The sequence below is a fragment of the Pseudomonas inefficax genome, assembly GCF_032164165.1.
In the GTDB taxonomy this organism is placed as follows: domain Bacteria; phylum Pseudomonadota; class Gammaproteobacteria; order Pseudomonadales; family Pseudomonadaceae; genus Aquipseudomonas; species Aquipseudomonas inefficax.
Genome location: NZ_CP134401.1, coordinates 342,611 through 363,509, shown reverse-complemented (window position 1 = coordinate 363,509; position 20,899 = coordinate 342,611). Strand labels below are relative to the sequence as shown.

The 20,899-nt window shown below is 63.2% G+C and carries 20 protein-coding genes; 9 read left to right on the top strand and 11 right to left on the bottom strand.

Going from position 1 to position 20,899, the window contains the following annotated elements:
• Window positions 1-31: 31 nt before the first annotated feature.
• The gene (locus RIN61_RS01670; RefSeq protein WP_112252765.1) at window positions 32-829 is read right to left on the bottom strand and encodes a hypothetical protein; all 798 of its coding nucleotides are present in this window, start codon (window positions 827-829) and stop codon (window positions 32-34) included.
• A gap of 119 nt (window positions 830-948) precedes the next feature.
• On the opposite strand from RIN61_RS01670, the gene thpR reads away from it, so the two are divergent.
• Window positions 949-1,494, top strand: a complete 546-nt coding sequence (gene thpR / locus RIN61_RS01665) for an RNA 2',3'-cyclic phosphodiesterase (protein ID WP_207878258.1) — start codon at window positions 949-951, stop codon at window positions 1,492-1,494.
• A 19-nt stretch (window positions 1,495-1,513) separates the two neighbouring features.
• Here the strand turns inward: thpR and RIN61_RS01660 are convergent, their stop codons facing one another.
• Window positions 1,514-2,419 (bottom strand): AraC family transcriptional regulator, encoded by a 906-nt coding sequence (locus RIN61_RS01660; protein WP_112252763.1) that lies wholly within the window; start codon window positions 2,417-2,419, stop codon window positions 1,514-1,516.
• A 180-nt stretch (window positions 2,420-2,599) separates the two neighbouring features.
• Here RIN61_RS01660 and calA point away from each other — a divergent pair, with 180 nt between their 5' ends.
• Window positions 2,600-3,652 (top strand): vanillin reductase, encoded by a 1,053-nt coding sequence (gene calA / locus RIN61_RS01655; protein WP_207878255.1) that lies wholly within the window; start codon window positions 2,600-2,602, stop codon window positions 3,650-3,652.
• A gap of 180 nt (window positions 3,653-3,832) precedes the next feature.
• Here calA and RIN61_RS01650 read toward each other — a convergent pair whose 3' ends face one another.
• A complete protein-coding gene (locus tag RIN61_RS01650) occupies window positions 3,833-5,152 on the bottom strand; it encodes a hypothetical protein (RefSeq protein ID WP_313855420.1) in 1,320 nt (439 codons plus the stop codon).
• 204 nt (window positions 5,153-5,356) lie between these two features.
• Here RIN61_RS01650 and RIN61_RS01645 point away from each other — a divergent pair, with 204 nt between their 5' ends.
• Complete coding sequence (locus RIN61_RS01645; RefSeq protein WP_112252761.1) at window positions 5,357-6,556, top strand: sugar transporter; 1,200 nt, start codon at window positions 5,357-5,359, stop codon at window positions 6,554-6,556.
• Between the two features lie 172 nt (window positions 6,557-6,728).
• Here RIN61_RS01645 and RIN61_RS01640 read toward each other — a convergent pair whose 3' ends face one another.
• From RIN61_RS01640 to RIN61_RS01630, 3 genes are read right to left on the bottom strand one after another with little or no spacing between them, the layout of a single operon-like run.
• Window positions 6,729-7,313: a LysE family translocator gene (locus RIN61_RS01640; RefSeq protein ID WP_112252760.1), complete on the bottom strand. Its 585-nt coding sequence runs from the start codon at window positions 7,311-7,313 to the stop codon at window positions 6,729-6,731.
• A 50-nt stretch (window positions 7,314-7,363) separates the two neighbouring features.
• Window positions 7,364-8,194, bottom strand: coding sequence for an AraC family transcriptional regulator (locus tag RIN61_RS01635; protein ID WP_313855418.1), 831 nt, complete (start codon window positions 8,192-8,194; stop codon window positions 7,364-7,366).
• Window positions 8,195-8,241: 47 nt separating this feature from the next.
• The gene (locus tag RIN61_RS01630) at window positions 8,242-9,165 is read right to left on the bottom strand and encodes a LysR family transcriptional regulator (protein ID WP_207879611.1); all 924 of its coding nucleotides are present in this window, start codon (window positions 9,163-9,165) and stop codon (window positions 8,242-8,244) included.
• Window positions 9,166-9,269: 104 nt separating this feature from the next.
• Here RIN61_RS01630 and nfsB point away from each other — a divergent pair, with 104 nt between their 5' ends.
• The 3 genes from nfsB (at window position 9,270) to RIN61_RS01615 (ending at window position 10,957) form a co-directional block, all read left to right on the top strand.
• On the top strand, window positions 9,270-9,923 hold the full coding sequence (gene nfsB, locus RIN61_RS01625; protein ID WP_085624491.1) for an oxygen-insensitive NAD(P)H nitroreductase: 654 nt from the start codon (window positions 9,270-9,272) through the stop codon (window positions 9,921-9,923).
• A 150-nt stretch (window positions 9,924-10,073) separates the two neighbouring features.
• A complete protein-coding gene (locus RIN61_RS01620; RefSeq protein WP_207879609.1) occupies window positions 10,074-10,523 on the top strand; it encodes an Xre family toxin-antitoxin system antitoxin in 450 nt (149 codons plus the stop codon).
• Complete coding sequence (locus tag RIN61_RS01615; RefSeq protein WP_015270851.1) at window positions 10,520-10,957, top strand: RES family NAD+ phosphorylase; 438 nt, start codon at window positions 10,520-10,522, stop codon at window positions 10,955-10,957. The genes RIN61_RS01620 and RIN61_RS01615 overlap by 4 nt, the downstream gene beginning before the upstream one ends.
• Before the next feature lie 7 nt (window positions 10,958-10,964).
• Here the strand turns inward: RIN61_RS01615 and RIN61_RS01610 are convergent, their stop codons facing one another.
• Both RIN61_RS01610 and RIN61_RS01605 read right to left on the bottom strand, forming a co-directional pair.
• Complete coding sequence (locus RIN61_RS01610; RefSeq protein ID WP_112252757.1) at window positions 10,965-12,119, bottom strand: cysteine desulfurase family protein; 1,155 nt, start codon at window positions 12,117-12,119, stop codon at window positions 10,965-10,967.
• A 194-nt stretch (window positions 12,120-12,313) separates the two neighbouring features.
• Complete coding sequence (locus RIN61_RS01605) at window positions 12,314-13,240, bottom strand: LysR family transcriptional regulator (RefSeq protein ID WP_112252756.1); 927 nt, start codon at window positions 13,238-13,240, stop codon at window positions 12,314-12,316.
• Window positions 13,241-13,380: 140 nt separating this feature from the next.
• On the opposite strand from RIN61_RS01605, the gene RIN61_RS01600 reads away from it, so the two are divergent.
• The 3 genes from RIN61_RS01600 (at window position 13,381) to RIN61_RS01590 (ending at window position 16,882) form a co-directional block, all read left to right on the top strand.
• Window positions 13,381-14,610, top strand: coding sequence for an acyl-CoA dehydrogenase (locus RIN61_RS01600; RefSeq protein ID WP_112252755.1), 1,230 nt, complete (start codon window positions 13,381-13,383; stop codon window positions 14,608-14,610).
• A 486-nt stretch (window positions 14,611-15,096) separates the two neighbouring features.
• A complete protein-coding gene (locus RIN61_RS01595; RefSeq protein WP_112252754.1) occupies window positions 15,097-16,497 on the top strand; it encodes a PAAR domain-containing protein in 1,401 nt (466 codons plus the stop codon).
• Window positions 16,490-16,882 (top strand): hypothetical protein, encoded by a 393-nt coding sequence (locus RIN61_RS01590; protein WP_133295872.1) that lies wholly within the window; start codon window positions 16,490-16,492, stop codon window positions 16,880-16,882. The genes RIN61_RS01595 and RIN61_RS01590 overlap by 8 nt, the downstream gene beginning before the upstream one ends.
• Before the next feature lie 5 nt (window positions 16,883-16,887).
• Here RIN61_RS01590 and RIN61_RS01585 read toward each other — a convergent pair whose 3' ends face one another.
• The 3 genes from RIN61_RS01585 to RIN61_RS01575 form a co-directional block, all read right to left on the bottom strand.
• The gene (locus RIN61_RS01585) at window positions 16,888-17,952 is read right to left on the bottom strand and encodes a TerC family protein (protein ID WP_112252753.1); all 1,065 of its coding nucleotides are present in this window, start codon (window positions 17,950-17,952) and stop codon (window positions 16,888-16,890) included.
• A gap of 321 nt (window positions 17,953-18,273) precedes the next feature.
• Window positions 18,274-19,581 carry a substrate-binding domain-containing protein gene (locus RIN61_RS01580; RefSeq protein ID WP_112252752.1) on the bottom strand — a complete coding sequence of 436 codons (1,308 nt, stop codon included), beginning with the start codon at window positions 19,579-19,581 and terminating at the stop codon, window positions 18,274-18,276.
• Between the two features lie 157 nt (window positions 19,582-19,738).
• Window positions 19,739-20,887 (bottom strand): ABC transporter ATP-binding protein, encoded by a 1,149-nt coding sequence (locus RIN61_RS01575; protein ID WP_112252751.1) that lies wholly within the window; start codon window positions 20,885-20,887, stop codon window positions 19,739-19,741.
• Window positions 20,888-20,899 lie beyond the last annotated feature (12 nt).

The following is a 20,899-nucleotide window of genomic DNA, read 5'->3' as shown; positions in this document are numbered from 1 at the left end:
ACCGCTGTACCAAGGTCTGCATGGCGATGCATCAGTCCAGAGTGACCTCGATGCGGCCATCCGTGATGCGATGGTCCCTGCCTTGGTAACTGACTACATAATCAGTAAAGTCGGCGGTCAGGGTCCTGTTCTCCACGTTCCATTCATACTGTAGGTGGCCACCGGTCAGGTCTTCGTAAAGACCGTTAATCGAGAAGAACAGGCGTGCATGTTGCTCACTGAACAGCATCATGATGCCTTGGCTCGCGTTGTCCACTTGCTGTGTTGCAGTGAGTTGGATGCGCCCGTCTGAAAGCACCATGGATCTGATGGATTGCGTATCAAGATTGCCCAGCGAAGGGAAAATAGCGGGGGTGAGGTTGGCGGTGACCCGGCCGGTGCCGTTGATCCTTGCATCGTCGGCCAGTGACAAGGACATCGAGCCATTCACGATCTCTACCCGGCCCATGGTGTGTTCAATGGTGTAGTGGAACGTTGCGGCAAATGCCTTGGAAGTCTCATCCATCTCGGTAATATCGATTGCGCCCCCGGTCGCCCAGCCTGAGCGACCAATCGAAGTCGAACCGAAATAGGCGTTGATCTCGGCTTTTTCGCCTGCGCCGATCTTGAGGGATGCGCCCGCCACCAGATAGCGTTCCGGGATGTTCAGGACTACAAAGCTATAAGCGGTATCTGATCCTTCCGTGTAATGAATGGCGAAAAACGAGCGGTTGCCAGCGCTGACATCGGTATCTACCACATCTGCCGTGAACTCGCGCTCACGCTGGCTCCACTTCAGTTTTGCTTGCATGGCGGGCTGAGTGTTTTGGATGTGATGGTGCTGTTTCATGACCGTACCTGGGGTGATTGAATGGAGACCCCAGCGTATGGGTTGGGTCCTCGCCGGTGAAACTGGTAGAACTGCTAGTTTGCATCAATGCGAGCTACGCTCATTCTGAGGAGCCGACGATGACACCGGTCTGCGGACGTATCGAAAAACCATTCAAGCGCCTGTTCTTCGCCTTGCCGGTCTGCGAGGCCCAGCGTCGCGCCCTGGCCCAGTGGCGACGTGGCCTGAGCCTGCGCAGCGGCAAGCCAGTGTCGGCCGCCAACTTCCATGTAACACTGCTATTTCTCGGCGATGTGGACACCGCCCATGTGCCTGCGATTTGCGCGGCGGTCGACCAGCTGGCGCTACCGGCCACGGCACCACGGCTGTTGCTGGACCGCCTGCAGGTGTGGCAGCGGGCCAGCGCCCTGGTGCTGGAGGCGCAGCAGACCCCACCGGCCCTGTTGCAGCTGGTGTACAGCTTGCAGCAGGCGCTGCTGCCGTTGGGGGTGGAAGCGGCCGACCGCGAGTATCGCCCGCACCTGACGCTGGCCAGGGATTACCGCGGCCAGCCGCCAGAAGCCAGCAGCGCGCCGGATTTCTACCTCGCCGCCCGCCATTTCACACTGTACGAGTCGCGCAAGGGCGCTTACTGGCCATTGGCGCAATGGCCGCTTGCGAGCTGATTCAGGCCAGGGCAGGCGATTACACTGGCAGGCTCTGGTACGGCAATTCATCCCCCGGGCTGCGGTCGAACTGGCGCTTGTACTCGCGGCTGAACTGCGAGGTGCTCTGGTACCCCACCCGGTGCGCGGTCTGCGCCACCCCCAGGCCTTCGCCGATCAGCATCTGCTGCGCCTTCAGCAGCCGCAGGCGCTTGAGGTACTGCATCGGTGCCATGTCGGTGCAGCGCTTGAAGTGCTCGTGAAAGGTCGAAACACTCATGTTGGCGCGCGCGGCCAGCGCTTCGACGCTCAGCGGCTCGGTGTAGTGCTCGCGCAGGTGCGCTAGGGCGGCGCCGATACGGGCGAAGTGCCCTTGCTGCTCCACCAAGGCCCGCAAAACGCCCGCCTGTGGACCGCGCAAGGCGGTGTACAGCACCTCGCGTACCCGCGCCGGGCCAAGCACCCTGGCGTCTACTGGGTCCTGCAAGCAGAACAGCAGCCGCTCCACGCTTTCGCGCATCGGCGCATCGAGTGCCGCCGAGGTCATCGACTGCGGGGTTTGCGCCTGCACCGCGGTGTCGGGCGCCAGGGCCATGCTTTGCACCAGTTCGCCCAGCACGCCGCGGTCGATGTCCACTGCCACGCCCAGCAACGGTGCTTCGGGGGTGGCGAAGGTTTCGCACATGAACGGCACCGATAATGCCTGAACCAGGTAATGCCCGGCGCCGTACTCCAGGGTACGCGGCCCCAGGCGCGCCAGCTTGCTGCCCTGGGCCAGGATCATCAGGCTGGGTTCGTAGATCTGTGGGCTACTGGCCACATAGTGGTCCCAGCTCAGCACCTGCACCTGGGGCAGGTGCGTGGGCACGAAACCCGGATGTGTGGCGAGTCTGCGGATAAGTGTGCAAAGCGGCGCATTGGCGTCGACGTGGCGGGTCAGCTGCATGATGGACCTGGGCAGAGGATCAGACAGCCTAATCATCGCAGAATGAGTGCTCGGTGCCAGGTGCTGCATGGCATCTTCGGAGAATAAGGCATGCATGCCGGAGAATCAGCCGTGGGCGAGGCGGCGCATGGCGCGCAGAATGCGCCGCCTGAATCGTTTCACTTCATAGCGAGGCCCTGCATGTATACCGCCATCGGTTACGCCGCCCAGACCCCCACCAGCCCTCTGGCTCCCATGACCTTCGAACGTCGCAGCCCGCGCCCTGACGACGTCGCCATCGATATCCTGTACTGCGGCGTGTGCCACTCTGACATTCACCAGGCGCGCAACGAATGGGGCATTGCCGTGTACCCGCTGATGCCTGGCCACGAAATCATCGGCCGCGTCACCGCAGTGGGCGACAAAGTGACCGCGCACAAGGTCGGCGACCTGGTTGGCGTTGGTTGCATGGTCGACTCGTGCCGCCACTGCGAAGCCTGTGCCAAGGACCTGGAGCAATACTGCCTGGAAGGGCCGACCATGACCTACGCCACCCCGGACCGGGTCGACGGTAGCAACACCATGGGCGGTTACTCCAGCAGCATCGTGGTCAGCGAGCACTTCGTGCTGCGCATCCCGGCCGGCATGGACCTGCCCAGCGCCGCGCCAATCCTCTGTGCCGGCATCACTACCTATTCGCCACTCAAGCACCACGGTGTCGGCCCTGGCCACAAGCTCGGCATCCTCGGCATGGGCGGCCTTGGCCACATGGCTATCAAGTTGGCCAAGGCCCTGGGCGCCGAAGTGACCTTGTTTACCCGCTCCCAGGCCAAGGCCGAGGAAGCCCGCCGCCAGGGCGCCGACCATGTGATCGTGTCCACCGATGCCGAGCAGATGCGCGCCGCAGCGGGCCATTTCGACTTCCTGCTCGACACCATCCCGGTGCAGCACGACCTCAATCCGTACCTGGAAACCCTGAAATTCGATGGTGTGCACATCCTGGTCGGCCTGATCGAGCCGATCGACCCGGCACTGCATGCGGCCAATCTGGTGATGAAGCGCCGGGTGCTGGCGGGGTCGTTGATCGGTGGTATTGCCGAGACACAGGAAGTGCTGGATTTCTGTGCCGAGCACGCGATTCGTTGTGATATCGAGTTGCTGGATATCCGCAATATCAACCAGGCTTTTGAGCGAATGATTGCCGGGGATGTGAAGTACCGGTTCGTCATCGACATGGCCACTTTGCAGGGCTGATTGGTTGCCTGTACCGGCCTCTTCGCGGGTGAACCCGCTCCCACAGGTATCGTGCAGGTTTCAGGGTCTGTGTTGAACCCTCCCACAGGGACTGCACAGACCTTGGCGTCTGTGATGTTCCCTGTGGGAGCGGGTTCACCCGCGAAGAGGCCGGTACAGGAAATGAAGAAGCTGGATCTGTTACCAGGCCAATGCCCTGTCCCAGCCTTTCCAGAACAACCACCGCCGTACCTCGCCATGCGCCCCGGTACCGATCTGCCAGGCCGGCCGCCCGCTGTCCAGGGCAATCACCGAAACGAACCCGGCATGGCTCGCCGCGACCAGCGTACGCCCGTCCGCACTGATATCCAGCGCACTGATGGTCGACCCCAGGTAATGCTGCCAATGCTCCACGCCATCCTCGCCAAATGCGCCCAGGTAACCATAGGCATCCCCCACGATATACTCACCGTCGCGCGCCACGCCGGCATACACCCGTGCGCCATCCTGTACCAGCGGGGTACGCGGGTCCTGGCTGTAGTAGTCGGTATCCAGCCCCGGCAAGTCGGCCACCCTGACGGCCTGCGTGGCACCGCTGTAGAAATGGCAGGCATTGACTATCAACTGGTCACCCGCGCGGTTGAACAGCGCAAAGTGCGGATACTCGCTGGCCGGGCCGATCGCCGCCACGGGTTTGAGTTGGTCATCCAGCACCAGGTGACGGCTGCCTTGCTCGCCAACCACGATCAACCGGCCATCCACCGATACCGCACCGTGCTCCATGCTCAGCCCGAGGCTGATGTCGTCGGGGTCGGTGCCTTCGTCCAGCTCGTCGAGCACTCGCGCCTGGTTCGGCAGCAGGCGGGTCGCGCCGTGGCGCGTCAGCAGGAAGATACCCTCGGCACTCACCAGCAGCACCCGCTGGCCATCCGGGAAGGGAATCAACGTGGTCGGTGTGGGCGGCAGGTCGAATGGCTCGAACGGGTAACCCGGCGGCAACCCCTCCAGCCCCGTGGGCCAGGCCAGGCGCAGCACCTGCGGGCCGCCCCAGCCATCGGTCACGCGTATGCCTTCGGCATTGGCCAGGGCGAAATAGCGGCGGGCCGGGCAGCGGCCGAAGTGATCGACGCCGATCACCGGGGTCACCCCCAGGTTGTCAATGCGCACCACTTGGCCCTTGTCATGCGGCATGCCGATGCGAGCCAGCAGGCTACCGTCCTCCAGCAGCAGGACATTGCCAATGCCTTGCCCGTGCTCCTTGATCAGCGGCAGCAACGGGTGGTGGGCGGGCGGCCAGGCTTCGCGGAAGGCTTGCTGCTCGGAGGCTTCGATGCCAGGCCGGTTGGCTGCCTGCAGGGCTTGCAGCCAGGCATCGAGCAAATGCTCGGTGGCTTGTGGCAGGGGCTCTTCGAGGTCATCCCAGCCTTGCGCGCGGCCCTGCGCGACATAGTCGTTGACGGCCTGGGCATAGGCGGTGATTGCCTGCTGCCACTGTTGCTGCTGGGAGTGCTGCTGGTCCATGAGCGGATCGGGCTCCTTGTTGCATACGCGTTCGCACAAAGCGCGCATGTTACTCCTTCTGCCCGCCTCGCGGTTGTGAGCCCCCGGCTTGACGCGTACCATGCCGGGCATTCCTTCCAATAACAAAGCGTGCATCGACACCCCGGAACGCGGGTGGCTGATGTGCGTCCTGTTGCCATGCCTGCGGAGAAGCGGTTTTCACCCATGAACGGACCCATACCCACCAACATGCCACCCACGGCGGGTAGCGGCAGCTGGCTGAGCGTCGTTGCCCTGGCCCTGGCGGCCTTCATCTTCAACACCACCGAGTTCGTCCCGGTGGCGCTGCTCAGCGACATCGGCCGCAGCTTCGACATGAGCACCGCGCAGGTCGGCCTGATGCTGACCATCTACGCCTGGGTGGTGGCGCTGGCCTCGCTGCCGATGATGCTGTTGACCCGCAACATCGAGCGGCGGCGGCTGTTGCTGTTCGTGTTCCTGGTGTTCATCGTCAGCCATATGCTGTCGTGGTTGTCACAGAGCTTTGCCATGTTGCTGGTCAGCCGTATCGGTATTGCCCTGGCGCATGCGGTGTTCTGGGCCATCACCGCCTCCCTGGCGGTACGCGTGGCGCCGCCGGGTCAGCAGGCCAAGGCGCTGGGCCTGCTGGCCACCGGCACCACCCTGGCCATGGTCCTTGGCATCCCGCTTGGCCGCGTGGTGGGCGAAGCGCTGGGCTGGCGCATCACCTTCCTGAGCATTGCCGGGGTGGCGCTGGCGACCATGCTGTGCCTGATGAAGTCGCTGCCGCTGCTGCCCAGCCAGAACTCGGGCTCGTTGCGCAGCCTGCCGATCCTGTTCAAGCGCCCTGCGCTGGTGATCACCTATGTGCTGGTGACGCTGGTGATTACCGCGCAGTTCACCGCCTACAGCTACATCGAGCCGTTCGCGCTGCACGTGGCGCAGATAGGCGGTGAGCGCACCACGCTGTTGCTGCTGTTGTTCGGCGGTGCCGGGGTGTTTGGCTCGTTGCTGTTCAGCCGTTACAGCGACCGCTTCCCGCATGGCTTCCTGGTGGGCTCGATCGGCCTGCTGGCGGCGTGCCTGTTGCTGCTGTTGCCGCTGTCGGGCAACTTCTACATGTTCGCTGCATTGAGCATGTTCTGGGGGGTGGCAATCCTCAGCTTCAGCCTGTCGCTGCAGTCCAAGACCCTGAAGCTGGCGTCCGATGCCACCGATGTGGCCATGGCGCTGTTCTCGGGAATCTACAACATCGGCATTGGCGGTGGCGCCTTGCTGGGCAGTATCGTCAGCAGCCAGTCGGATGTGGCGGATATCGGCCTGGTAGGCGGTAGTGTGGCGGTGGCCGGGTTGCTGCTGGCCGTTGCCAGCACCCGACGGTTCCGCGAGGCGCTGACGCACTGATCTGGGGCTGGCGCGTTCTTTGTAGGAGCGGCCTTGTGTCGCGATGGGGCGCGCAGCGGCCCCGGATTTCAGCGTTACAACGGATATCGCCGGGGGCCGCTGCGCGCCCCATCGCGACACAAGGCCGCTCCTACAGGCTCTCTGCAGGCCTGTGGGAACACCTGTTTCAGGCTCAAGCCAGTACAGCAGCCCACGCAGAAATCAACAACACCCCCGCCAACACCTGGTTGAACACCCGCAACCGCCGCGGTGCCTGCAACCATCGCGCGCTGCCCATCCCCAGCAGCGCCCACGCCGCCATGCATGGCAGGGCAATCAGCAAGAACACCAGCGCCAGTTGCCATACCGGCAACGACGGCGCGGCAAACACTCCGACCACCGCCACGGCCATCAACCACACCTTGGGGTTCACCACCTGCAACGAGGCCGCACTGAGTGCACTGAAGCCTTGCGCCGTGGCCGCCTGCAGCGGGGCGGCAGCACTGCGCAGCATCTTCCACGCCAGCCAGCTCAACCACAAAACCCCGGCCCAGCTCATCAACTGCTGGGCCAGCGGGTGGCGCAGCAGCAGTTCACCCAGCCCCAGGCCCACCATCAGCACGATCGCCGCTGCTGCGCCGCAGGCCGCCACGATCGGCGCCAGGCTCGCGCGCAGGCCAACGCGGGCGCCATGGGCGAGTATCAACAGGTTGGTCGGCCCCGGGCTGATGCTGGACACCAGGGCAAACAGGATGAAGGGCAACAACGACTGCGACATGATCAAGGGCTCCGGATAAACGAAGCACCATGCTCGCTGCCCGCAGCCTTTCAGTCTGGAAGGTTTGAGCAGCGCCTGCGGTAGTCGGCCGGGGTCAGCTGGTAGGCACGGCGGAACCAGCGCCCCAGGTGGCTCTGGTCGGCAAAGCCCAGGGCCATGGCCACTTCGGTGGGTGTCTGGCCCCGGGCGAGCAGGCGCCGCGCCCGGGCCAGGCGCAGCTGGATCAGATAGGCATGTGGCGCCAGGCCGAATGCGGCCTTGAACGCGCGGGTCAGGCGGAAGCGGTCGATGCCACAGGCCTGGGCCAGGTCTTCCAGGCCGATGTCGCGCTCCAGGTTGGCGTGCAGGTAATCCCGCGCGCGCTGCGCGGTCAGCGGTAGGCGCGGGTCCGGGTTCAGGCGTCGGCGCCAGTGCAGGTGGCGGGTCAGGCAGGTCAGCAGGTCGTCCATGGCCGTCTGCCGGACTATGCGCAAGTCCTGGGTATGCACGGCCTGGGAGGCGAGGGCAGTGGCACGCGCCAGGCGCTCATCGTGGCACAAGGTATCGGCGAAGCTGGGCAGGCTGTCGCCCGGCGCGTGTTCGAACAGTGCCCGCAGTTGGCTGTCCACCCAGGTGGGTTCCAGGTACAGGGTCGAATAGGTGAAGCCGTCCTCGGTGGGCGCATGGCCGTCATGGATTTCACCGGGCTCCAGCAGAAATACGTGCCCCGGCGTGCTGCGATGGCGTACTCGCCGGCAATCGAATTGCTGCACACCTTGCTCGGTAACGCCAACCAGGAAGCTGTCGTGCCAGTGCGGGTCGTAGGCATGCCCGACGAAATGCGCGCGGACCGACTCGATGCCGGTGTCGGCGTCTTGCTTGAGGTCGATCCAGTTGCTCATGGGGGCGTGCCGTGGCAGAAATCGCTACCTTAGCGCAGTGGCCAGGCTCAGTCTGGAACGATTGTGCAGCCGTTGGTCAGCGCTCGGTTGCGCAAGGCTTCGAAGCGTTCGCGCAGCCACAGGTGCAGTTGCGCCACCGCGGGCGTGAGCTGCTTGCGGTGCGGGCACACCAGGGTGACCGGTGCGGGTTCACCGAGGTGCTCGGGGAGGATGATTTCCAGCTCGCCGGCGGCGATGTTGGCGCTCACGTCCAGCCACGACTTGTAGACAATGCCTTCGCCCTGCAAGGCCAGGCGGCGGATCACGTCGGCATCGTCGCTGACCAGTGGCCCGCGCACCTGCACGGTGCGGTTGCCCACTCGCCACTTGTCGTAGACCCGGTTGTGCTGCATGTACAGCAGGCAGGCGTGCTGCTGCAGGGCATCGGGCGTGAGCGGGCGGCCATTACGGGCCAGGTAGTCGGGCGCGGCCACCAGCACCCGGCGGTTCCAGTCGGCCAGTGGCAGGGCAATGTAGTTGGCGTCCTGGTTGAGGCCATAACGGATCGCCACGTCTACCGGGTCGCGGTTGAGGTCGGCGATCTGGTCGGACAGAAGAAAGCGCAGGTGCAAGGCCGGGTGCTCGCGACGGAAGGCGCTCAACCACGGCAGCAACATGTTGCGGCCCAAGTCGGACGGTGCCGATACCTGCAGGGTGCCGCGCAGGGTGTTGGCGTTGCCATGCAGGTCTTCACGCCCCTGACGCAGGCTCTCCAGCACATTCAGGGCAGTCGGCAGGTACAACTCGCCTTCGGCGGTCAGGCGCAGGCTGCGGGTGGTGCGGGCGAACAGGCGCACGTCCAGGTCGCGCTCCAGGCGCTTGATCGCGGCGGCCACTTGGCCCGGCAGCAGTTCAGCCTCGTGGGCGGCGGCGGTAAAGCTGCCCAGCACGCTGCTGCGGACGAACAGTTCGAGGTCGGCGATGCGCAGCATTTTCACTCCTGGGATGAAAGTGTTGCTCCATTGTGCCGGTTTTTCTTTTCTGCAGGAAAGATAAGATGCTTGGCAAATCCCCTGTTCATTCCCGGAGTTGTTGCATGGATACCGTCTCGCTGGCCAAGCGCCGTTACACCACCAAAGCTTACGATGCCTCGCGCCGTATTCCCCAGGCCACTGTTGATGCTCTGCTCGAGCAACTGCGCCACAGCCCGTCCTCGGTCAACTCGCAGCCGTGGCATTTCATCGTTGCCGACAGCGCCGAAGGCAAGGCCCGCCTGGCCAAGAGCACCACAGAGCGCTATGCCTACAATTCGCCGAAGATCCTCGATGCCTCGCATGTGATCGTGTTCTGCACCCGCACCGAGATGACCGAAGCGCACCTCAATGCCGTGCTCGACCAGGAAGCTGCCGATGGCCGCTTCCGCGATGATCAGGCGCGTGCCGGGCAAAACCAGAGCCGCCGGCACTACGTCGACCTGCACCGCTTTGATCAGAAGGACGTGCAGCACTGGATGGAAAAGCAGACCTACCTGGCGTTGGGTACTGCCTTGCTGGGGGCTGCAGCACATGGGCTGGATGCCACGCCGATCGAAGGATTCGACAGCAAGGTCCTCGATGCCGAGCTGGGCTTGCGCGAGCGTGGGTTCACCAGTGTGGTCATTCTCAGCCTGGGGTATCGCAGCGAGACGGACTTCAACGCTGGCTTGAACAAGTCGCGGTTGCCGGCTTCGCAGGTGTTCACCTTCTTGTGAGATTGCCCGGGGCCGCCCTGCGGCCCTTTCGCGACGCAAGGTCGCTCCTACAGGATGGCATCGCCTTCAAGACTTTCACAGGCCTCATGAACTGGCATATGTCCGGCATATGCCGCATACTTGTCGGCAAACGCCGGAAAGGAGAGAGCCATGCTTGCCGAAGTGCTTCGCGACAACGGTTACCACGAGTACCGGGCGCGCCTGCATGCACTGCTGGAAATCCCCGAACTCGCCAGTGACTTCGAAATCCACACCCGCATCACCGATGGCTTCGCTGCCACCTGGCTGGTGAAACTGACCGAACTCGGCGTGTTCACTCCCGTGGAGCGTGACCAGATCATTCCCCTGCGCACACTGAAAACCCGCATTGAACGTGACCAGCCACTGACCGTGGAAGAAAGCGACCGGCTGTTCCGCTCGGCCCATATCACCGCCATGGCAGAAGCCGTGTTCGGTGAGGCGGGCAAGGCCAAGCGCTGGCTGTCCAAGCCCAAGGAGCGCTTCTCGGGGCTGACGCCGATGCAGATGCTCACCACCCAGCAGGGCACCACCCAGGTCGAAGAGATGTTGCTGCAGATCGCCGAGGGCTTCGGCCTGTGATTCTGTGGCGTATCAGCGCCTATGCAGACTTGAGCGGAACAGGCGGCTTGCGTGTCAGCGGCCGCTGGCACCAGGCGGGCCGGCCAGTGGTGTATGCAGCCACCAGCCCGGCCGGGGCGATGCTCGAGGTGCTGGTGCACCTGGAGATCGACCCTGAGGATTTCCCCACCACCATGCGGCTGCTGCGTATCGAGTTGCCCGATACCGTTTCGCAAGCGCAGTTGCCCGCCTTGCAGCCTGGCTGGTCAAGCCAGACCGAACTGACTCGGGGCCTGGGCAACCGCTTTCTGGATGAGTGCTCGGCATTGCTGCTGCCGGTGCCGAGCGCGATCATGCCCAGCACCACCAATTACCTGTTCAACCCGCGCCATCCGCAGGCAAACAGCGCCAGGCTCGAGGTCGAGGACTTCACCCCGGACAGCCGGCTGTTCTAGGGCGGCTTCACCAAAGTGCCGCTGACGCCGCTGTCAGCACCCGGCCAAACACTTCGAGCGCTTTGTCCACTTCAGCCTCGCTGGTGAAGCGGCCGATGCTCAGGCGCACGCTGTTGCGTGCCTGGCATTCATCCAGCCCCAGCGCGAGCAGCACATGCGAGGCCGCATTGCTCGCCGAGTTGCAGGCCGAGGTGGTTGACAACGCCAGTTCGCTGGCCAGCGCCGCGCTGTTGAAACCCTTGCTGTCGATACACAGGTTCAGCGTATGGGGAATGCGTTGCTTGGCGCAGCCGTTGAGGGTAACGCCGGGCAGGGCCAGCAGGCCTTCGCGCAAGCGCCTGGCCAGTTGCTCAAGGCGCAGGTGTTCGCTGTCGCCGGGTTGGCCGGCCAGGGCAAAGGCACTGCCCATGCCGGCAATCTGGTGGGTTGCCAGGGTGCCGGAGCGCAGGCCCTGCTCATGGCCGCCGCCGTGCATCTGCGCCCGCATCAGCGTGCGAGCGCGTGGCCCGACGTAGAGCGCACCGATGCCCTTGGGCCCATACACCTTGTGCGCCGAGAACGACATCAGGTCCACGGCCATCGTGCCCAGGTCAATGGCCAGTTTGCCCACTGCCTGCGCCGCATCCACGTGCAGCAGGGCACCGTGGGCACGTACCTGTTCGCCAATTGCGGCAAAGTCGGTGATCGTGCCCAGCTCATTGTTGACCGCCATCAGCGACACCAGGCGGGTATCGGCGCGCAGCGCCGCCTGCACTGCAGCAGGCTGAATCAGGCCGGCGGCATCCGGTGCCAGGCGGGTGACAGCCCAGCCCTGGCGTTCCAGTTCTACCACCGTGTCGAGCACGGCCTTGTGTTCCAGCTGGCTGGTGATCAGGTGCCCGGGCTGGTCGAGGCCTTGAGCAATGCCCTTGAGCGCCAGGTTGTTGGACTCGGTTGCACCCGAGGTCCAGACCAATGCACCGGCCTGCGCGCCAACGCGTTCGGCCACTTGCTGGCGGGCCTGCTCCACAGTGTGGCGGGCTGCCTGACCGAAGGCATGGCCACTGGACGCAGGGTTGCCGAAGTTGGCCTGATTGCCAAGGCATGCGAGCATGGTTTCGATGACCCGGTCGTCGACCGGAGTGGTGGCGGCGTAGTCGAAGTAGAGCGGGGCGCTAGGCATTGTGGCGGGTCCGCTTCTGTCGCCGTCAAATCGGCGATCGTTGGAGCAAGCGTACCCGCTGCTTGAGAGATATTTTTCGCTTCCAGTGCGCTTATTCAAAAGATACGCAAGAAAATTTTCTCTCTAATGGCATTTAAGTGGAAATTTTTTCTCCGCTCCAGAAGCAGGCAAGCAAGGCCCCTCGTCAGCCATCCTCAGGACGGTTCCAAGGCCCTCTGTTCCTCGGCCACCACACGTTCGCACAACTCGGTGATTTGCTCGCGCATCCAGCGATTGGCCGGGTCCTGATCGGTGCTTTCGTGCCAGTACAGGTGTGTTTCCAGCGCAGGGACCTCCACCGGCAGTGGCTGGTAACGCAACTGATGGCGGCGGGCGAAGCGCTCGGGGACGGTCATCGCCATATCGGTCTGCTGCAACACCTGCGAGGCCATCAGGTAATGCTGCGAGCGCAAGGCGACCTTGCGCTGCACGCCCATCTTGCCCAGGGCCAGGTCGACATAGCCCAGGCCGTTGCGGCGGCTGGAGATATGGATGTGGGTCATGCCCAGGTAGTTGTCGAGGGTCAACTTGCTGTCGGCCAGCGGGTGGCCCTGGCGCAGGGCGCAGACATAGCGGTCTTGCATCAGTTTGACGTGGCGCACCTGCGGGTCGGTGTTCAACGGTGCGTCGATGGCGAAGTCCAGGCGGCCGGCGGCGAGTTCCTTGGTGGTCTCGCGGCGCTTGCACAAAAAGCTTTCGATCAGCACCGCCGGGGCCAGGCGGCGCAAGCGCTGGAACAGCGGCGGCAGGATCACCGCTTCGGTCAGGTCGGTCATGCTGATGCGGAAGGTCTTGTTGGCCTGTTGCGGGTTGAAGATGCGGCTTTCCTGCACCGAGGTGCGCAGCAGGGCCAGGGCATTGCGCACCGGGCCGATGATGTTCTGCGCCATGGGCGTGGGCACCATGCCTTGCGCGGTACGCACGAACAGCGGGTCATTGAATGTTTCGCGCAGCCGCGAGAGGGCGTTGGACACCGCCGGCTGGGTGATGCCGACGATCTGCCCGGCGCGGGTCAGGTTGGCTTCGGTGTAGATAGCATCGAACACGATGAACAGGTTGAGGTCGACCTTGCTGAGGTTCATGGGCGCCGCTCTTTGTTGGAATTATGGGTTGATCATATATCGCTTATGAATGTTTATACACGCGGAAAATAGACTAGGTGGATTGGGATATGCTGCTCTAGGCTCTGGCCCATGTACTCCGAACCGTGAAGGTAGCCCCGATGGATTTCGCCTATTCGCCCAAGGTCCAGGCATTGCGTGAGCGCGTCAGCGCGTTCATGGACGCCTATGTCTACCCCGCCGAGGCGGTGTTCGAGCGCCAGGTCGCCGAGGGTGACCGCTGGCAGCCCACCGCGATCATGGAAGAGCTCAAGGCCAAGGCCCGCGCCGAAGGGCTGTGGAACCTGTTCCTGCCCGAATCGGAATACGGTGCCGGCCTGAGCAACCTGGAATACGCCCCGCTGGCGGAAATCATGGGCCGTTCGTTGCTCGGCCCGGAGCCGTTCAACTGCTCGGCGCCGGACACCGGCAACATGGAAGTGCTGGTGCGCTATGGCAGCGAAGCGCAGAAGCGCCAGTGGCTGGAACCGCTGCTGCGTGGCGAGATCCGTTCGGCATTTGCCATGACCGAACCGGATGTGGCCTCCTCGGATGCCACCAACATGGCCGCCACTGCCGTGCGTGACGGTGACCAATGGGTAATCAACGGTCGCAAGTGGTGGACCTCCGGCGCTTGCGACCCGCGCTGCAAGGTGATGATCTTCATGGGCCTGTCCGACCCTGAAGGGCCACGCCACCAGCAGCACTCGATGGTGCTGGTGCCCACCGATGCGCCTGGAGTGAAGATTGTCCGCCCGCTGCCGGTGTTCGGCTATGACGATGCTCCCCATGGCCACGCCGAGGTGCTCTTCGAGAATGTGCGGGTGCCGTATGAGAACGTTATTCTCGGTGAGGGCCGTGGCTTCGAGATTGCCCAGGGGCGCCTTGGCCCCGGCCGCATCCATCACTGCATGCGCTCGATCGGCATGGCCGAGCGCGCGCTGGAACTGATGTGCAAGCGCTCGGTGGAGCGTACCGCCTTCGGCCGGCCACTGGCGCGTCTGGGCGGCAACGTCGACAAGATTGCCGACTCGCGCATGGAGATCGACATGGCCCGGCTGCTGACGCTGAAAGCGGCGTACATGATGGACACGGTCGGCAACAAGGTGGCCCGCAGCGAGATTGCGCAGATCAAGGTAGTGGCGCCGAACGTGGCACTGAAGGTGATCGACCGGGCTATCCAGATACATGGCGGGGCGGGGGTGAGTGGCGATTTCCCGCTGGCATACATGTACGCCATGCAGCGCACCTTGCGCCTGGCCGACGGGCCGGATGAAGTGCACCGGGCGGCGATTGGCAAGTATGAGATCGGCAAGTACGTGCCGGCGGAGATGTTGCGTAGCGGGCGGTGATTTTGCCGGCTTGTTCCGGCCTCTTCGCGGGCTTGCCCGCTCTCATAGAACTGCACATAACTCATTGAATTAGCAGGGACCCTGTGGGAGCGGCTTTAGCCGCGAACACCGGCGCAGCCGGTGCCATGCACCGCGTTGGATTCTTCGCGGCTAAAGCCGCTCCCACAGGGTACGAGGATCGCTTGCGAGTTCAGTTTTCTGTGCGATAGCGCAGCCCAAAGGGCTGGGCAATCTCCCACAGGTACTGTGCCGCCTCCAAGCTGTGCGTAATACCTGTGGGAGCGGGCAAGCCCGCGAAGAGGCCCTTGACGGTTCACTGCGTCTTTAGGTCCACCACCAGATCCTTGGCCGCCTTCGTCGCCAGCAGACCCATGAGCTTGCTCATCTCAGACTTTGTAAGAAACATCTGAATTTCGACTCAAGCCACTTGAGCCTCCCTTGCTGATGTTAGGTTTTCAACCTCAACCATGCACAGGGAGTTTGCATATGCGCACCAGTCTCGGGGGAAAAGGTCAGGCAGTAGATGGCGATGTCACCACAACGGGGGCCGTCTGTATTGCGACGGGCGCCGGATATCTTGACGAGGGCCGAATGGTGCTGCGCGAAGGTGATCGGACCACGCCATGCCCTCTCTGCGGGCAGGAGGGGATGGTCGCTGAAGGGGTGGACCACTTCATTTCCGATGGCCGCCGGGTGGCCATGGACGGTGCACTGGTAGTCTGTGGCTGTCCACCGGGCAGCAATCGGGTGGTCGCACCGTTGGATGAAGCATTTCCGCCCCTGCGTTCCCTTGCAGGGCGCGCGAATAGCCACTCTGCCGCGCCATCAGCCGCGGTCTACCCCGAACGTTTCTCCCAACCCGTAGCAGGTGCGTTGCCCGGAACCCTGGAGCCCGGGTTCTATGTAGTGCCTCGGCGCATGTCATTCGCACAGGTGCTGCTGCAACTGGCCGAGCACGATGCCACGTTGCCAATCTCCCGGCTGCAGCGGCTTAACCCGACGTTTGATCAAGGCTTCAAGGCGGGGGAAATCTTCGTTATCGGTGACCCTGACAATGGTGATGCTTGCACCCGCGAGGAAGGCCAGTTGATGGCGGCAGCGCAGCATGCACGCCGTGCGCTGGCGGTGCTCGATTTCGCCGAAGCGGACTTCATGATGGAGCATCAGGCCGAAATCGCCGGCTTGCTCAGTAATGCCAGCCAGTCCATGGGCGTGGGCAAGGACATGCTGGAGCAGGGGCTGAAGCAGGTCAGTCATACGCTGACCAGTATCGAACACCTGCATCAGCGCGAGTTTATGGAGCATGGCCATCTGAACAGCCAAAGTTTCTTTGCCGAACGGCGAAAACTGCTCCAGCAGCTGGATGGACAGTTGAAAGCGGCATTGCTTAACAAGCAGCTGAACCTAGGGAACTATGAACGGCTCAAGAAGAGCTTGAACATTTCGACCAAGAGCCTTGTGCACCACTGGTCGAAGGCCGGCGGGCCGGGGCAGATTCCGGGGTATGCGACGCATCTGGACAAGGTGGCGCGACTCAGCAAGTTTCTTGAGTACGGTGGCTACGCTGCGATTGGGTTGGGTGGGACTTCTTCGTATCTGAAAGTGCAAGAAGTTTGTCGGGCAGGGGAGACTGAGGATTGTAAAAAAGTCAGACTGACCGAGACGGGAGGTTTTGCTACTGGAACTGCCGGAGCAATGGCTAGCACTTTAGGAGCAAACCTCCTATCCGGAACAATTTGTGCCGCTGTTACAATGGGCTCGGCAGGTCTGGCTGCGCCGGTATGCGGCATTGTATTGGTGGGCGCCAGCGGCACGGCTGGGGGAGTGCTGGGCGGGAAGCTCGGTGAATCCGTGGGCGAGTTTATTTACGAGGCAACCAGTGATTGACATTACTGGCTGGCAACCACTTGCTAAAGTGGCGCTTCTATTAAGTCCTTTCGCTATCGCCATACCAGGACTAGTCCTTAGTGCTGTTTCAACGTTGACCAAAGATTATGACGTCGCCTGCTCGGCCATCACCAGTAACCCCTATTTTGAAAGCATCAAGCGTTATTGGGGTTGTGGGTCATTCAAGTGGCGCTGGATGACGCTATGTACGGCAAGTGGGTTAGTGGCATTTCCGTGGCTAGCGCTGCGAATGGGTCAACTGGATGCTGGCGAGCTAAATGCGTTTCCGAAGAAGCTTAAACGCAGGTTGAAAATTTCAGCCTGGCTAAACATGACTGGGTGCATCTGGATGGTGATTGTATGGGCGTTATTTAAGTTCAAGTAGGGGAGTCAGACCCGCATCTGCGGGTCATCCTCTTTCTGCCCGACTGTACGATCGGCATTTGCTGGGTGCTCGAGCGGCTGATCCACGACAGCCACCTTCTCCCCCCGCGTCTTGACCAACGAAACCACCACCCCACCCAGCAACAACCCGAACGTCACCCCCAGCGACAGCAACGCCGGCACCTTGCCGATCATCCCATGGTAGAAAATCTTGCAGCCAATAAAGATCAACACCAGCGCCAACGCGTACTTGAGGTACACAAACCGGTGCATCAACGCCGACAGCGCAAAGTACAGCGAGCGCAACCCGAGAATGGCGAAGATGTTCGAGGTATAGACAATGAACGGGTCTTGGGTAATCGCGAAGATCGCCGGCACGCTGTCCACGGCGAACACCAGGTCGGCCAGTTCGATCAGTACCAGTGCCAGGAACAACGGCGTGGCATAGCGCAGCGCCTTGCTGTGCCCTGGCGGGGTCTGGCGGATGAAAAAGTGCGAGCCGTGTATCTGGTCGGTGACCCGCATGTGCCGGCGCACGAACTTCAGGATCGGGTTGTTGGCCAGGTCGGGATGGCTGCCTTCCTTCGACAGCGCCATCTTCACCCCGGTAAACAGCAGGAAGGCTCCGAAGACATACAGCACCCAGGCGAAATTCTGCACCAGCGCCGCGCCCACGGCGATCATGATCGCCCGCAGGAACACCACCCCGAGGATGCCCCAGAACAGCACGCGGTGCTGGTAGCGGCGGGGGATGGCGAAATAGCTGAAGATCATCGCCATGACGAACACGTTGTCCATCGACAGCGACTGCTCGACCAGGAACCCGGTGTAGAACTCCAGCGCCGACTGCGCGCCCAACTGGTACCAGACCCCGGCGCCGAACAGCACGCCGACGCTGAAATAGCCCGAATACAGCAGCAGGCTCTCGCGCATTTCGATTTCCCGGTCGTGGCGGTGCAGCACGCCCAGGTCGAGTACCAGCAAACCGATGACGATGCCCATGAACAGCAGCCACAACCAGGCGCTGGTACCGAGGAACGGGGTGGTGAGGAATGTCTGCAGAGCTGTCATGAGCCCCTCCTTCAATGTCGACGTTGCATGGCAACAGTGATCCGACATGGCGGCCTGGCAGCCGTCAGAGGGGCCCGGTATCACATGGGCTTGAGCCTAGACCCGTTTGCCGGTGATGCCGAATGGGCAGCTGTTACATTTCTTTGCCAGGGCCGCCCTCAAGCGGACGGTCAGCGCGGTCGACTGTGGGAGCGGCCTTGTGTCGCGATAGGGCCGCAAGGCGGCCCCGGCAATTCTTCGGTGACAAGAAGATCCTGGGGGCGCTGCGCACCCCTTTCGCGACACAAGGCCGCTCCCACAGGGATATGTACTGCTTCAAGATCAATAAACCCACACTTCGACCCGGCGGTTCCGCAACCGCCCTTGCTCCAGTTCGTTCCCTGCCACTGGCAGTTCATCCCCCATCCCCGTCACCTCCAGCACCTCCACGCCATCGCGCGCCAGCTCGCGGCGCACCGCCTGGGCCCGCAGGCGGGAGAGCAGGGCGGCGCGGCCGGGCGTTTCCTTGGGGTCGCCAAAGCCCACCAGCACCACCTTGCGCTGCAGCTTGCCCGCTTGGCGCAGGTAGTCGGCAACCCGCTGCACATCGCGAAGGGCCTTGTTGTCGAGGCTGGCGCTGCCTTCCTGGAAACGGAAGTTAACGCTCAACCGTTGCGCCTGCTGGGCCAGGGTGCGATAGCGCGGCGGCATGTCGGACTGGGGGGTTACAGGTTGGGCCTTGATCTGCTGCGAAACGAAACCCTGCTGGGCGACGATCGCCTGGCCCGCCGGGCTCTGGGTGAAATCGGCCAGCGCCTTGGCCTGAGGCTTGGGGTTGGCCGGCAGGTAGAAATACAGGCGCCGCGATAGCGGGTAATCCTCGCTGGCAACCAGTGCACGCTCCGGCAGCATGGCCGACGCGTCACCCTCGGCCACCGCCAGCACCTTTGCCCCGTGCACCGCCGCCAGGCTGCTGAAGCCGATGGCCTGGCGGTCGGCGCCCACTCGCGCGGCCAGCTCGTCGCTGGACTCGAAGCGTTGGGCCTTGGACGACAGTTCGCCGTGCTGGGGTTCCAGCACCAGCGCCTTGAAGGTCTCAAAGGTGCCGGAGCGGTCGTCACGAGCATAAAGGTGGATGGCCCCGCCGGAAACGCCCAATTGCTCCCAGCGCTGGATCTGCCCGGCAAAAATCCGTGCCAGTTGCCCCGTGGTGAGCCGTGGCAGCGGGTTGTCGGGGTGAACGATGACCGCGACGCCGTCCAGGCCGATGACCTGTTCGGCGGCAGCGGCACGCAGGTCGCCCAACGCCTGCAGTTGGCTTGCTTCGTTGTCGTTGATCGGCCGCGACGCGGCGGCAAGGTCGGCCTCGCCATGGCCCAGGGCGACGAAGCCGGTGCTGGAACCATGGGCTGCGATGTCGACGCGCAAGGGTTGGCCGTGTGCATCGATAGCGGTGATGACAGTCTCGTTGGCCCGCTTGCCCGGGTGTTGTTCGATGGCGGTGGCTTGCTGTGCGCGCAGTTGCCCTTGCACAAGCGCTGGCAGCAAGGCCGCGCCAATGGTGTTGGAACCTTGCACACGCAGGTGCGCGGGCTCGGCCAGGGTCGCCAGCGGCAGCAAGGTGAGCAGCAAGACAAGCAGGCGAGGCATGCCGGAAGACCTATGGCATAGAGTTGGCCGGCAGATTACGACAGTGGCGTGATGATAATGTGACGGTGTTGCTCACATCTTGAGTCGTGCAGCGCCTGGTAGATCGAGCGCCGCGCGGGCGGCGCTTGATCTGCCAGGCGTCGCAGTACTCAATATGTCAATGCGCCCCGGCGGACTTGCTCAGGTCACTTTCTGCCCACTCGGTATAGATGCACGCATCCGCCACCGCCCAGCGCACCTTCACAGTATCCCCCGGCTGCATCGGCATGCCCGCCGCCGACAAAGCCTTGACCGTCAGCTCGGTACCGCCTGCGGTCACCACATGGCAGGTCTGGCTCTCGCCCAGGAACAGCACTTCGCCAACCTTGGCGCTGACCTCGTTCCACCCCGCCGGCAGCGGCTCGCGCGCGGCCTGTTCGGCGGTCAGGGCCAGGGCCTTTTCCGGGCGTACCATGATCAGCGCATCCTGCGAAGCGGCCAGGCCCGGGGTCAGGCGGATGGCCACCGGTTGGCCCTCGAAGCTGCCGGCGCCATTGCTGCTGGCCTTGATCCGCAGGAAGTTGGAGTTGCCCAGGAACGAAGCGACAAAGGCATTCGGCGGGTTCTGGTACAGGTCGTAACCGGTGCCCAGGCCAACGATCTTGCCATGGCTGAAGATGGCGATGCGCTGGGACAGGCGCATGGCTTCTTCCTGGTCGTGGGTGACGTAGACGATGGTGATGCCCAGGCGCCGGTGCAACTGGCGCAGTTCGTCCTGCAGGTCTTCGCGCAGTTTCTTGTCCAGCGCGCCGAGCGGTTCGTCCATCAGCAGGATGCGCGGTTCGTACACCAGTGCTCGGGCAATCGCCACGCGCTGCTGCTGGCCGCCGGACATCTGCGACGGCTTGCGGTGGGCAAATTTCTCCAGTTGCACCAGCTTGAGCATGGCGTCGACGCGCTTGCTGGTTTCGCTCGCGCCAAGCTTGCGAATGGCCAGCGGGAAGCTGATGTTGTCGCGCACGTTCAGGTGCGGGAACAGCGAATAGCGCTGGAACACCATGCCGATGTCGCGCTTGTGCGGCGGCACGTTGACCAGAGACTGGCCATCGACAAGGATCTCGCCGCTGCTCGGCGTTTCGAAGCCAGCCAGCATCGACAGGGTGGTGGACTTGCCCGAGCCGCTGGAGCCGAGGAAGGTCAGGAACTCGCCGTCCTGGATTTCCAGGTCGAGGTTATCCACGGCGGTGAAGTCGCCGTAGTGCTTGTTCAGGCCACGCAGGCTGACCAGGGTCTTGCCGTGCGCGTTGTCTTTGATCACTGCACTCATTGTTGTTTTCTC